The following is a 12,658-nucleotide window of genomic DNA, read 5'->3' as shown; positions in this document are numbered from 1 at the left end:
GGGGAGGGGACCCGGGTTCTTGAGCCCGCTCGCGTTTCCGGGCACCGTCCGCTCGGGAAACGACCCGCCTCGCAGGCGCAAACCTTGCTTGGATCGGTTCTTCGGCTCGGGCCGGTTCTCGCCCACCGCGATGGAGCAGATGGTGCGCTATACTCTGGGTTGCAGTCTTTCCTACAACATCCTGGCGGAGACGCTGTTCATCTTCAATCTCGAGGTGGCGCATCTGAAGAGCCTCGCGATCCTCAACGAATCCCTGACCCTCTCCCCAGATCTGCGGCGGCGCACCTACGTCACGCCGGATTTCCAGAACCGCTATCTCGGCGTCAACGTGCCGGTCGGTCCCTTCTCCCTCGAATACAACGCCGAGGTCGAGTTGACCGTGCTGCGGGCCGACCCCGCCAGCATCCACGAGACGCCAGTGGCGGAACTGCCCCTCGACATCCTGCCGTTCCTGCTGCCGAGCCGCTTCGTCTCCTCGGACCGGCTGACGCCCTTCGCCCAGGCCGAGTTCGGCCACCTGCCCAAGGGGCACCAGCGGGTGAACGCGATCTGCAACTGGATCCACGACCGCCTGACCTACCAGCCGGGCAGCAGCGACGAGCAGACCACCGCCGACGAATCGCTCCTGCGCCGGGCCGGCGTCTGCCGCGACTTCGCCCATCTCGGCACCGCCTTCTGCCGGGCGCTGGGCATCCCGGCCCGCTTCGTCTCCTGCTACGCCCACGGCCTCGTGCCGAGCGACTTCCACGCCGTGTTCGAGGCCTATCTCGACGGCCGCTGGTGGCTGTTCGACGCGACCCGCCAGGCCAATCTCGACGGGCTCGTGCGCATCGGGGTGGGCCGGGACGCGGCCGAGATCGCGTTCTCGACGCCCTACGGCAACATGCAGCCGACAGGCATGCAGATCCGGATCAACCGCGCCGACGGCCAGGACGGCCCCGCGACCCGCACCGTCGACGCGATCTCGACCGAGGAGCCCGCCCCGCACGCCGGCGCGGCCTGACGGGATCCTGTCGTCACAGGATCGCGGGATCCGGCGCGCCGCAGGAGGCTTTGACAGGCGGCCGGGCGGCGTCATCATCGGCGCCGCGGGCGCGATCGGGAGGTTGTCCGGAAATGGCCTATCGCCACGTCGTCGGCCCGCGCTCCTGGGTCTTCGCCGACCTGCCGGTCCTGATGGCCAAGGCGACGCCGATCCGCTCGGGCGACCGGCTCGCCGGGATCGCGGCGGAATCGGCCGAGGAATCCATGGCGGCGCGCTGGTGCCTCGCCGAGGTGCCCCTCGCGGAGATCCTGGCCCGGCCGCTGATCCCCTACGAGGCGGACGACGTCACCCGCCTGATCCTCGATACGCACGACGCCCGGGCCTTCGCGGAGATCGCGCATCTGACGGTCGGGGATTTCCGCGAGTTCCTGCTCACCGCCGCCCCCGAGACGCTGGCCCGGATCGCGCCAGGCGTGACGCCGGAGATGGCCGCGGCCGTCTCGAAGATCATGCGCAACCAGGACCTGATCCTCGTGGCCCGCAAGGCCCGGGTGGTGACGCGCTTCCGCAACACGATCGGCCTGCCCGGGACCCTCGCGGTCCGGCTGCAGCCGAACCACCCGACGGATGATCCGGCCGGGATCACGGCGGCGATCCTCGACGGGCTCTCCTACGGCTGCGGCGACGCCGTGATCGGCATCAACCCGGCCTCGGATTCGCTGCACGCCCTCGGCACGCTCCTGCACCTCCTCGACGACGTGATCCGGCGCCTCGAGATCCCGACGCAGGGCTGCGTCCTGACCCATATCACCACCACGATCGAGGCGATGAACCGGGGCTGGCCGGTCGACCTGCCGTTCCAGTCGATCGCCGGGACGCAGGCCGCCAATGCGAGCTTCGGCGTCACCCTGCCGATCCTCCGGGAAGCTCACGAGGCCGCGCGCGCCCTGAAGCGCGGCAGCGTCGGCGACAACGTCCTGTATTTCGAGACCGGCCAGGGCTCGGCCCTGTCGGCCGACGCGCATCACGGCATCGACCAGCAGACGCTGGAGGCGCGCGCCTACGCGGTCGCCCGGGCCTACAAGCCGTTCCTGGTCAACACCGTGGTGGGCTTCATCGGGCCCGAATATCTCTATGACGGCAAGGAGATCATCCGGGCCGGGCTGGAGGACCATTTCTGCGGCAAGCTCATGGGCGTGCCGCTCGGCGTCGACGTCTGCTACACCAACCACGCCGAGGCGGACCAGGACGACATGGACACGCTCCTGACGCTGCTCGGCGCGGCCGGCTGCACCTACATCATTGGCGTGCCGGGGGCCGACGATGTGATGCTGAACTACCAATCCACCTCGTTCCACGATGCCCTCTACATCCGCGAGGTGCTGGGCCTGCGGCGCGCCCCCGAATTCGAGGCCTGGCTCGCTCGGATCGGCCTAACCGACGGGAACGGCGCCCTGCTGCCGGGCGACGGGGGCCGGCGCCTCCTCAAGGCCGCGCCGGAGCTTGCCGCGTGAGCGCGCCGGACGATCTCTGGGCCCGCCTCGCGCGCCTGACACCGGCCCGGATCGGTCTCGGCCGGGCGGGGAGCGGCCTCCCGACCCGCGAGGTCCTGCGCTTCGGCCTCGCCCACGCGCAGGCGCGCGACGCCGTCCACACGCCGATGGAGGCGGAAGCGATCGCCCGGTCGGTCGAGGCCCTCGGTCTGGCGACCCGCGTGGTGGCCTCGCAGGCCCCGGACCGGGCCACCTACCTGCGGCGGCCCGATTACGGGCGCCGCCTCGCGCCGGAGAGCGCCGACGCGCTGGCGCGGGCGGCGGGCGCGCCCGTCGACCTCGCGATCCTGATCGCCGACGGCCTCTCCGCCCGCGCGGTCCACGAGGGGGCGGCGCCACTGATCGCGGCCTTCCAGCCCCACATCGCCGCGGCGGGCTGGAACCTCGCGCCGGTCGTCATCGCGGCGCAGGCCCGGGTGGCGCTCGGAGACGCGGTCGGGTCGATCCTGCGGGCGCGGGCGGTGGCGGTGCTGATCGGCGAGCGGCCCGGCCTGTCCTCGCCCGACAGCCTCGGCATCTACCTGACCTTCGGTCCGCGCCCCGGCCGCTCGGATGCCGAGCGCAACTGCATCTCGAATGTGCGGCCCGCCGGCCTGTCCCCGGCGGAGGCCGCGTTCAAGCTGAACTGGCTCCTGCGGGAGGCCCTGTCCCGGGGTCTCACCGGGGTGAACCTCAAGGACGAGAGCGAGCGGTTCCTCGCCGCGCCCGGCGCGGCCCGGGCGCTGCCCGGCGCCGAATCCTGAGAGGAGCCCGGCGCATCATCGGCGGCCTGGATTGCTGCTGTGCAGCAATCGTGCGTCGATCCGATCGAATTGTCCCGAACCCATTGACCGGCGATTGACTGAACCGCCGATTGACCGGGACGCCCCAAGCAGATCGGAAATTGCGCCGGCCCTAAGCGTGGCTGTGGCGACGTCGCAACACCGCGAAAGCATCCCAGGTTTGCCCTGAGACCTGCCTTCATCCGCCGCGATCCCGCCATAAACCGGGACCACCTCAGCATCAGCGGTAAACGGCAGCGTCGCCAACGATTTACCGTTTCGTTCCGAGTCCATTCCGTGAGCGCGGCCGGCTCCCGCCGAACATCGCCCGTGGGCGGTGCGCGGAGCGGCGTCGGGCGTTGATGAGATGAACCGCTACGTCGGGAACCAGGGTCGCGAGATTTCAGTATGGACGCGCGTTTGAACGACAAGTCGAAGCTGCCGAGCCGCCACGTCACGGAAGGGCCCGAGCGCGCGCCGCATCGCTCGTACCTCTACGCGATGGGCCTGACGCGCGAGCAGATTCACCAGCCGCTCGTCGGCGTGGCCTCCTGCTGGAACGAGGCCGCGCCCTGCAACATCTCCCTGATGCGCCAGGCCCAGGCCGTGAAGAAGGGCGTCGCCGCCGCCCACGGCACGCCGCGCGAGTTCTGCACCATCACGGTCACGGACGGGATCGCCATGGGCCATGGCGGCATGCGGGCCTCGCTGCCGTCGCGCGAGGTCATCGCCGATTCGGTCGAGCTGACGATCCGCGGCCATGCCTACGACGCCCTCGTGGGGCTGGCCGGCTGCGACAAGTCGCTGCCCGGCATGATGATGGCGATGGTGCGCCTCAACGTGCCCTCGATCTTCATCTATGGCGGCTCGATCCTGCCCGGCACCTTCCGGGGCAAGCCGGTCACCGTGCAGGACCTGTTCGAGGCGGTGGGCAAGCACGCCGTCGGCGACATGAGCCTCGAGGACCTCGACGAGCTCGAGCAGGTGGCCTGTCCCTCCGCCGGCGCCTGCGGCGCCCAGTTCACCGCCAACACGATGGCGACCGTCTCCGAGGCGATCGGCCTCGCGCTGCCCTACTCGGCCGGCGCGCCGGCGCCCTACGAGATCCGGGACAAGTTCTGCGCCGCCGCCGGCGAGAAGGTGATGGAGCTGATCGCCAAGGGCATCCGCCCGCGCGACATCGTCACCCGCAAGAGCCTGGAGAACGCGGCGGCGGCGGTTGCGGCCTCCGGCGGCTCCACCAACGCGGCCCTGCACCTGCCCGCGATCGCGCATGAATGCGGCATCGAGTTCTCGCTGTTCGACGTGGCCGAGATCTTCCGGCGCACGCCCTACATCGCGGACCTGAAGCCCGGCGGGCGCTACGTCGCCAAGGACATGTTCGAGGTCGGCGGCATCCCGCTCCTGATGAAGACCCTCCTCGATCACGGCTTCATGCACGGCGACTGCATGACGGTGACCGGCCGCACCATGGCCGAGAACATGGAGCGGGTTCACTGGAACCCGGACCAGGACGTGGTGCGCCCCGCCAACGCGCCGATCACGCCCACCGGCGGCGTGGTCGGGCTCAAGGGCAACCTCGCGACCGAGGGCGCCATCGTGAAGGTCGCCGGCATGGCGGCCGACAAGCAGGTCTTCACCGGCCCGGCCCGCGTCTTCGACGGCGAGGAAGCCTGTTTCGAGGCGGTCCAGAAGCGCACCTATCAGGAGGGTGACGTCCTGGTGATCCGCTACGAGGGCCCGAAGGGTGGCCCCGGCATGCGCGAGATGCTCTCGACCACGGCCGCCCTCTACGGCCAGGGCATGGGCGACAAGGTCGCGCTGATCACGGACGGGCGCTTCTCCGGCGCCACCCGCGGCTTCTGCGTCGGCCATGTCGGGCCGGAAGCCGCGGTGGGCGGCCCGATCGGTCTCCTGCGCGACGGCGACATGATCACCCTCGACGCGATCAAGGGCACGCTCGACGTCGCGCTCTCGGACGAGGAGTTGGCCGAGCGTCGCAAGGCCTGGGCGCCGCGCACGAACACGGCGACCTCCGGCTATCTCTGGAAGTACATGCAGACCGTCGGACCCGCGGTCAACGGCGCCGTCACCCATCCGGGTGGCGCCCAGGAGACGCAGACCTATGCGGATATCTAGGACTGACCTTTGCCGGCCGCTCGCGCGGCCGGCCGGGGCCGATCCGGGTCGGCTCGTCGCCTCGCGCGCGCGCGCGCGAGGCCGATCGATGGCGCTCGCCGTCGCGGGTCTGCTGCTGCTCATTGCCCTGCCGGTGACCGCGCCGGTGGAAGCCCTCGACGCCACCGCGCGCACGCCGGTGCCGGAGAAGAGCTTCCGCTCGGCCAAGGACGCGCTGCGCACGGGCATGCGCGAGTACAATGCGGGCGACAAGGAAGGGGCGGCGCGCGCCCTCGAATACGCCGCGGGCCAGGGCCACGCCCTCGCCTTGTGGAAGCTCGGCCGCATGTACGCGGAAGGGGACGGCGTGCCCCATGACGACCTCAAGGCCTTCGAGTTCTTCTCGCGCATCGCCGACGACAGCAACGACGACGGGCCGGATGCACCCAATTCCGGCGTGGTCGCGAGCGCCTTCACGGCGCTCGGCGCCTATTTCCTCGACGGGATCAAGGGCACCTATGTGCGCCCGAATCCCGAGCGCGCCTACGACATGTTCAACTACGCGGCGTCGTATTTCGGCGACCCGAACGCGCAGTACAATCTCGCCCGGCTCTACCTCGACGGGACCGGGGTCGAGGCGGATGCGCGCCAGGCCGCCCGCTGGTTCAACCTCGCGGCGGAGAAGGGCCATCACCCGGCCCAGGCCCTGCTCGGCGATCTCCTGGCCAACGGCCTCGGCGGCCTGCCGGTGCAGCGGGCGCGCGGGCTGATGTGGCTCTCGCTCGCGCGGCAGGGGGCGGACGGGCGCAAGGACGACTGGATCGTCGCCCTCTACGAGAAGAACTGGGCGCGGGCGACCGAGGACGACCGGGCCGACGCGCAGGCCCAGGCCCAGGCGGCGACGGGGCGTCGCCGCCGCTGAGTTCCGGACCGGGCGCCGACCGCCCGGTGGAGGGGCGGGCGCGAGCACCCGCTCGCGGGGCGGTCAGCCCGTCCGGGCGCCGATCGCCTGGACGAAGGACGGGCGCGCGAGCATCGCCGCCACGTAGGCCGCGAGCTTGGGCCAGCGGCCGGAATCCACCGACGCGCCGGCGAGCGCCAGATTGTGGAAACCCGTGACCACCGAGATGTCGGCGACGCTGAAGCGCGTGCCCACCAGGTATTCGCCCGCGATCTCGCTTTCCAGATAATCGAAGAGCGGCGGCAGATCCTCCGTGAGGGCGCGCTCGACCGCGGCCTCGTCGCCGGGCTTGCCCATGATCTTCGGGCGAAAGACCCGGTGCACGAAGGGCACGATCAGCTTCCCGAACAGTTCCGTGTCGCCGAACTTGTCGAACCAGATCGCGCGGCCGAGCGCCGGAGCCTCGGCGGGCATGATCGCGGGCGTCGGGTGCTTGCGCTCGAGATACCACAGGATCGCGGAGGAATCGGCGAGGCGAAACCCGTCATCCTCGATCGCCGGGATCTTGCCGAGCGGGCTCGCGGCCTGGAAATCCGCGTCGGGATCGTGGAAGCGCAGGGGATTGTGCTCGGCGACGACGCCCTTCTCGGCGAGCGCGACCAGGATCTTGCGGACGAAGGGCGACAGGCTGGTGCCGTAGACGATCATGCGGACGGGTCTCCTGCGTCCCGGGAGGGGCGCGGACCGGCCTCCTATCACGCCGGACCGGCCCTGCCTCTTCCCAGTCCCGTGAGCGGATCCCGGCTCAGGCCGGCGCGAGCTCCACCGTGACGGGGACGTGGTCGGACGGCTTCTCCAGGCCGCGCAGGTGCTTCTGCACCGAGGCCGAGACCAGCCGGTCGGCGGCCTGGGGCGAGAGCAGCAGGTGGTCGATGCGGATGCCCTGGTTCCGGGGCCAGGAGCCCGCCTGGTAATCCCAGAAGGTGTAGAGCCCGCCCCGCGGATCGCAGGCGCGCAGGGCGTCGGTGAAGCCCTCCGCCAGGAGCCGGCGGAAGGCCGCGCGGCTCTGGGGCAGGAACAGGGCGTCGCTGCGCCACGCCTCCGGATCGGCCGCGTCCTCCGGCTCCGGGATGACGTTGTAGTCGCCCGCGAGCACGAGCGCGGTCTCCTCCGCCATCAGGGCGCGGGCATGGAGGCGCAGGCGCTCCAGGAAGGCGAGCTTGTAGGGGTATTTCGGGCTCTCGACCGGGTTGCCGTTGGGCAGGTAGATCGAGGCGACGCGCAGGGGCGCGACGGCCTTGCCGGTCGTGGCGTCCTCGCCGGTGATCACGGCCTCGATGTAGCGGGCCTGCTCGTCGGCCTCGTCCCCCGGCAGGCCCCGGCGGATCTCACTCATCTGCAGCGGCGCGCGCACCAGCAGGGCGACGCCATTATAGGCCTTCTGCCCCAGGGTCTCGACGGCGTAGCCCGCCGCCTCGATCTCGGCCCGCGGCATGCCCGCATCCTGGCATTTCAGCTCCTGCAGGCAGACCACGTCCGGCTTCGCCTCCTCGAGGAAGCCGACGAGATGCCCCACCCGCTGCTTGATCGAGTTGACGTTCCAGGTCGCGATCCGCATGGGGCTTCTCTCTCCGGGGCGCTCGCCCGAGCCCGAGCCGGCGCGCGGGATGCCAGGCGCGGTGGGGGCGTTCAGCGAGGCCAGACCGTCATCGGGCCTTCGCGCGGTGCTGACAAGCCGGTGCCCGGTGCGGGCAGGGGATGAGCATGGACGCAGCCTGGCTCGAGCCCATCCGGGCCTATTGCGAGCGGACGGGTTCGGGCTTCTGGGGCGAGCCGCTGAATGCCGTCTCGAACGGCGCCTTCCTGATCGCGGCGGCGGCCGCCGCGCTGCGGGAGCGGCGAGGGCCGATGCGCGATCCCGCCGCGCGGGCGCTCAGCGCCCTGGTCCTCATCGTGGGGATCGGCTCGTTCCTGTTCCACACCCTCGCCCTGCGCTGGGCGATGCTCGCGGACGTGATCCCGATCGCGCTGTTCATCTACGCCTACTTCCTCCTGGCGATGCGGCGCTTCCTCGGCCTCGGCCCGGCGGGCGCGCTCGGTGCGACCCTGGCCTTCGCGGCCTTCGGTGCGGGCCTGGCGCCGCTCCTCGATGCGGCGACCGGCCTGTCGAGCGCGGATCTCAGCAACGGCTCGATCGATTACCTGCCGGCCGTGCTGGCGCTCGTCGGCGTCACCGGGGCGCTCCTGATCCCGCCGCAAGGCTGCGCGCTCGGGCCGGCGCGGCGCGAGGCCGGCCGGCGCCTTCTCGCGATCGCAGGCCTGTTCCTGGCCTCGCTCGCCTGCCGCACCCTCGATCGGGCGCTCTGCGCCGGGTGGCCAACAGGCACGCACTTCCTCTGGCACGCGCTCAACGCGGGCGTCCTCTACGGGCTGATCGAGACCGCGCGCCGATTCCGGGAGCGCGCCGGCGGGCCCATTGGCTGAGCCGGGGTGGCGCCCGATTCCTTGCGCCCCTCCGGGAATCGTTGCAGAAGAGCGCGCCGTGCGTCGCGGCACGTGAAACCGCTTTCCGCCGCATCGCCGACCGCACCATCGACCGGCCCGCAGCGGTAGCGTCAGGTCATGGAACAGGCAATGACACAGAGCTTCCGCCTCGGCGTCGCCGGTCTCGGCACCGTGGGTGCCGCCGTCGTCCGGATGGTGGCCCGCCGGGCCGAAACGCTCTCGGCCGCGACGGGCCGCGCGATTCGGGTCACGGCCGTCTCCTCGCGCGACCGCGGCCGCGACCGCGGGCTCGATCTGACCGGCATCACCTGGTTCGACGACCCGGTGGCGCTCGCGCGCTCGGGCGAGGTCGATGCCGTGGTCGAGCTGATCGGCGGGTCGGAAGGGGCCGCCAAGGCGGTGGTCGAGGCCGCGCTCGCGGCCGGCAAGCACGTGATCACGGCCAACAAGGCGCTCCTCGCCCATCACGGCGCCGGGCTCGCCGAGGCCGCCGAGGCGAAGGGCGTCGCCCTCGCCTTCGAGGCTTCCGCCGCGGGCGGCATCCCGATCGTCAAGGCCCTGCGCGAGGGTCTGCCGGGCAACGCGGTGAACCGCGTCTACGGAATCCTCAACGGCACCTGCAACTACATCCTGACCCGGATGGAGCTGGAGGGCCTGACCTTCGAGGCCTGCCTCAAGGACGCGCAGGCGCTCGGCTACGCCGAGGCAGACCCGACCTTCGACGTCGAGGGCTTCGACACCGCCCACAAGCTCGCCATCCTGACGAGCCTCGCCTTCGGGACGACGCTCGATGCCGAGGGCGTCTCGGTCGAGGGCATCTCGGCGATCACCCCCCTCGACCTCACCATGGCGGAGGAACTCGGCTACCGCATCAAGCTCCTCGGCGTGGCCCAGATCGCGGCCGGCGGGATCGAGCAGCGCGTGCACCCCACCATGGTGCCGAAATCCTCCAGCATCGCCCAGGTGATGGGCGTGACGAACGCGGTGACGGTCGATGCCGACGCGGTGGGCGAGCTGACCCTGATCGGCCCCGGCGCCGGCGGCGAGGCCACCGCCTCGGCGGTGGTGGCCGACATCGCGGACGTGGCCGCCGGCCTCGTGCGCCCGGCCTTCGGCCGCCCGACCGCCCGGATGCAGCCGGCCTCCCGCGTCGAGATGCAGCGCCACGAGGGCGGCTACTACATCCGCCTCACGGTCCATGACCGGCCCGGCGTCGCGGCGGGCGTCGCCACCCGGATGGCCGAGCGCGAGATCTCCCTGGAGAGCATCCTCCAGCGCCGCTCCGAGCGCGCCGCCTCGCAGGACCCGCACGGGCGCTCGGGCCAGCCGGTGCCGCTGGTGCTGATCACCTACGCGGCGACCGAGGGGACCATCCGGGCCGCCCTCGACGCCATCGCGGCCGACGGCCTCCTGGCCGAGGCGCCGCAACTGATCCGGATCGAGCGCGAGTAAGCCCGATCCGGCTCGAATAAGGCTTGGGGATCTCGAATAAGGCTTGGGGATTTTGTCGCGGGTCGACGGGCCGAGGCTCCGAAACGCGCTACAACACCTGACATAAGCGCACGGACAGGGCGGCTCCGCCCTGCTGGAAGCGCGATCCAGGCCCGGCCCCGCGCCGGGCACCGGATGCGACGAGGGCGAGGAAACGATGGCGGAAGCCCACCCACAGGCGTCCCGAGGGGTCGTCGCGCGCACCCTCACCCTCGAACTGGCCCGCGTCACCGAGCGCGCCGCCATCGCGGCCGCGCGGCTGCGCGGCCAGGGCAACGAGAAGGAGGCCGACCAGGCCGCCGTCGACGCGATGCGCCGCGAATTGCACGCCCTGCCGATCGACGGCACCGTGGTGATCGGGGAGGGCGAGCGCGACGAGGCGCCGATGCTGTTCATCGGCGAGCGCCTCGGCAGCGGGGAGGGCCCGGCGGTCGACATCGCGGTCGATCCCCTCGAGGGCACCACCCTCTGCGCCAAGGACATGCCGGGCGCCATCGCGGTCATGGCCATCGCCGAGAAGGGCAGCCTGCTCGCCGCGCCGGACGTCTACATGCAGAAGATCGCGATCGGCCCCGGCTATCCGCCCGGCCTCGTCGATCTCGATGCGAGCCCGGCCGACAACATCGCGGCCCTCGCGCGGGCCAAGGGCGTGCACCCCTCCCAGATCACCGCGATCATCCTCGACCGGCCGCGCCACATGAACCTCGTCGCGGCGGTGCGCGCCACCGGGGCGGGCATCCGGCTGATCTCGGACGGGGACATCGCCGGCATCATCTTCACCACCAGCCCGGAGGAGACCGGCGCCGACATCTATCTCGGCATCGGGGCGGCCCCGGAGGGCGTGCTCGCGGCCGGCGCCCTGCGCTGCATCGGCGGCCAGATGCAGGGACGCCTGATCCTCGACAGCCACGACAAGCGCGCCCGCGCCGAGAGCATGGGCATCAGCGACCCGAACCGGAAATACGAGCTCCACGACCTCGCCCGCGGCGACGTCATCGTGGCGGCGACCGGCGTCACGGACGGCGCCCTGCTGCGCGGCGTTCGCTTCAAGCCCGGCGCAGTCGAGACCGAGACGGTGGTGTACCGGTCCTCGACCGGCACGGTGCGGCGCATCCTCGGCATGCATCGCCGGCCCGACCGCTTCGAGGCGTGAGGCCGGCCGCGCCCCCAAGCACCGGAACGACGAAGGCGGCCGACCCGTCCGGGCGACCGCCTTCGAAATCCCGCGAGACCGGGCGGCGTCAGTTGAAGAGCGAGCCGACCCCGCCCTGGACGCGCCCGAGGCCCTGCTTGGCGACCGGGTTGCCCGGATCGATCTGGGCGGCGCGCTGGTAGCTCTCCATCGCCTCCTTCTTGCGGTTCGACTTCTCGTAGGCGAGACCGCGATAGGCCCAGGAGGTGGCGTCCTTGTTGTTGACGTTGAGGGCGGCGTTGTAGTCCTCGATCGCCTTGTCGAACTGGTTCGTGGCGATGAGGCTCTGGCCGCGCGCGGCGTAGGGCGCGCTGACGAAGGGGTTGCGGTCGATCGCGGCGTCGAAATCCGCGATGGCCTGGGTGTTCTGGCCCTGCTTCTGCCGCACGAGGCCGCGGGCGTGGTAGGCCTCGGCGGATTCCGGCGTCAGGCGGATCGCCTGGTTGAGATCGGAGGTGGCGCCGTCGAGGTCGCCCTGGGCGCGCAGCACGTTGGCGCGGCCGATATAGGCCGGGCCGTAATTCGGGTCGGCCGCGATCGCCTTCGAGAAATCCTGCAGGGCGGCGTCGTTGCGGCCGGTCTGCCGGAAGGCGAGGGCCCGGTTGTTATAGGCCGAGGCCGAGTTCGGATCGAGCTGCACCGCCTTGGTGAAGTCGGCGACGGCGTCGCCGAACTGGCCCGCCCGGGCATAGGCCGCGCCGCGGGTGTTGTAGGCCGCCGCGTCATTGGGGTTGCGGGAGATCACGTCGGACAGGGAGGCGATGTTGACGTTCGTCGCCCCCGTCGTGTCCGTCTCCAGCACGGCGAACTGCTTCGGCCCGGCGGCGCTGCCCACCGTCTCGCAGCCCGCAAGGGCCATCGCGGCCAGCGCGGCCGCTCCGATCAGCCCCGCTTTGGGTGCCCGCAAGCTCAGTGAAGTCATCGCCCCGCTCTCCTCGGCAGAGCGCGCAGGCGCGCGCTTCCGAATATCCTCGTTCGATCGCCTGTTCCCGGCGCGGATCGGCCATGATCCGACCAAGGATCCGGCCGCACTCCGCGCCCGGGCCCGTCCGGCAAGCGATGTGCCGTGCATGGTCCCGTAACGCGGTGAACGCCCGCTTAAGAACCGGCGATATTCAGGCTGAAGCGAGCGGATGTGGCGAAGGTATGGCT

The 12,658-nt window shown here is 71.3% G+C and carries 11 protein-coding genes; 8 read left to right on the top strand and 3 right to left on the bottom strand.

Translation table 11 applies throughout. The features are described 5' to 3' along the window. Nucleotides 1-142 precede the first annotated feature (142 nt). The 5 genes from F6X53_RS13785 to F6X53_RS13765 all read left to right on the top strand — a co-directional run bounded on the left by F6X53_RS13785 (nucleotide 143) and on the right by F6X53_RS13765 (nucleotide 6,339). Nucleotides 143-1,003 carry a transglutaminase-like domain-containing protein gene (locus F6X53_RS13785; protein WP_151000742.1) on the top strand — a complete coding sequence of 287 codons (861 nt, stop codon included), beginning with the start codon at nucleotides 143-145 and terminating at the stop codon, nucleotides 1,001-1,003. A gap of 113 nt (nucleotides 1,004-1,116) precedes the next feature. Further along, complete coding sequence (locus F6X53_RS13780) at nucleotides 1,117-2,499, top strand: ethanolamine ammonia-lyase subunit EutB (protein ID WP_151000668.1); 1,383 nt, start codon at nucleotides 1,117-1,119, stop codon at nucleotides 2,497-2,499. Next, nucleotides 2,496-3,281, top strand: coding sequence for an ethanolamine ammonia-lyase subunit EutC (eutC, locus tag F6X53_RS13775; RefSeq protein WP_151000666.1), 786 nt, complete (start codon nucleotides 2,496-2,498; stop codon nucleotides 3,279-3,281). The genes F6X53_RS13780 and eutC overlap by 4 nt, the downstream gene beginning before the upstream one ends. A gap of 426 nt (nucleotides 3,282-3,707) precedes the next feature. Then, nucleotides 3,708-5,438: a dihydroxy-acid dehydratase gene (gene ilvD / locus F6X53_RS13770; protein WP_151000664.1), complete on the top strand. Its 1,731-nt coding sequence runs from the start codon at nucleotides 3,708-3,710 to the stop codon at nucleotides 5,436-5,438. Beyond that, a complete protein-coding gene (locus F6X53_RS13765; RefSeq protein WP_151000662.1) occupies nucleotides 5,425-6,339 on the top strand; it encodes a tetratricopeptide repeat protein in 915 nt (304 codons plus the stop codon). Before ilvD ends, F6X53_RS13765 begins: the two co-directional genes overlap by 14 nt. A gap of 63 nt (nucleotides 6,340-6,402) precedes the next feature. Here the strand turns inward: F6X53_RS13765 and F6X53_RS13760 are convergent, their stop codons facing one another. After that, complete coding sequence (locus F6X53_RS13760) at nucleotides 6,403-7,026, bottom strand: glutathione S-transferase family protein (protein ID WP_151000660.1); 624 nt, start codon at nucleotides 7,024-7,026, stop codon at nucleotides 6,403-6,405. A gap of 97 nt (nucleotides 7,027-7,123) precedes the next feature. Continuing rightward, a complete protein-coding gene (xth, locus tag F6X53_RS13755) occupies nucleotides 7,124-7,936 on the bottom strand; it encodes an exodeoxyribonuclease III (protein WP_151000658.1) in 813 nt (270 codons plus the stop codon). Between the two features lie 146 nt (nucleotides 7,937-8,082). Between xth and F6X53_RS13750 the strand changes: the two genes are divergently transcribed. The 3 genes from F6X53_RS13750 to glpX all read left to right on the top strand — a co-directional run bounded on the left by F6X53_RS13750 (nucleotide 8,083) and on the right by glpX (nucleotide 11,467). After that, nucleotides 8,083-8,802 carry a hypothetical protein gene (locus tag F6X53_RS13750; protein ID WP_151000657.1) on the top strand — a complete coding sequence of 240 codons (720 nt, stop codon included), beginning with the start codon at nucleotides 8,083-8,085 and terminating at the stop codon, nucleotides 8,800-8,802. A 150-nt stretch (nucleotides 8,803-8,952) separates the two neighbouring features. Further along, nucleotides 8,953-10,275, top strand: coding sequence for a homoserine dehydrogenase (locus tag F6X53_RS13745; protein ID WP_151000655.1), 1,323 nt, complete (start codon nucleotides 8,953-8,955; stop codon nucleotides 10,273-10,275). 196 nt (nucleotides 10,276-10,471) lie between these two features. Next, nucleotides 10,472-11,467 carry a class II fructose-bisphosphatase gene (gene glpX, locus F6X53_RS13740; protein WP_151000653.1) on the top strand — a complete coding sequence of 332 codons (996 nt, stop codon included), beginning with the start codon at nucleotides 10,472-10,474 and terminating at the stop codon, nucleotides 11,465-11,467. Between the two features lie 88 nt (nucleotides 11,468-11,555). Here the strand turns inward: glpX and F6X53_RS13735 are convergent, their stop codons facing one another. Continuing rightward, nucleotides 11,556-12,428: a tetratricopeptide repeat protein gene (locus tag F6X53_RS13735; RefSeq protein WP_151000651.1), complete on the bottom strand. Its 873-nt coding sequence runs from the start codon at nucleotides 12,426-12,428 to the stop codon at nucleotides 11,556-11,558. Between the last annotated feature and the right edge of the window lie 230 nt (nucleotides 12,429-12,658).

It is taken from the genome of Methylobacterium soli, from assembly GCF_008806385.1.
Classification (GTDB): domain Bacteria; phylum Pseudomonadota; class Alphaproteobacteria; order Rhizobiales; family Beijerinckiaceae; genus Methylobacterium; species Methylobacterium soli.
The sequence above is the reverse complement of the archived record's forward strand: the minus strand, read 5'-3'. Positions and strand labels throughout refer to the sequence as shown.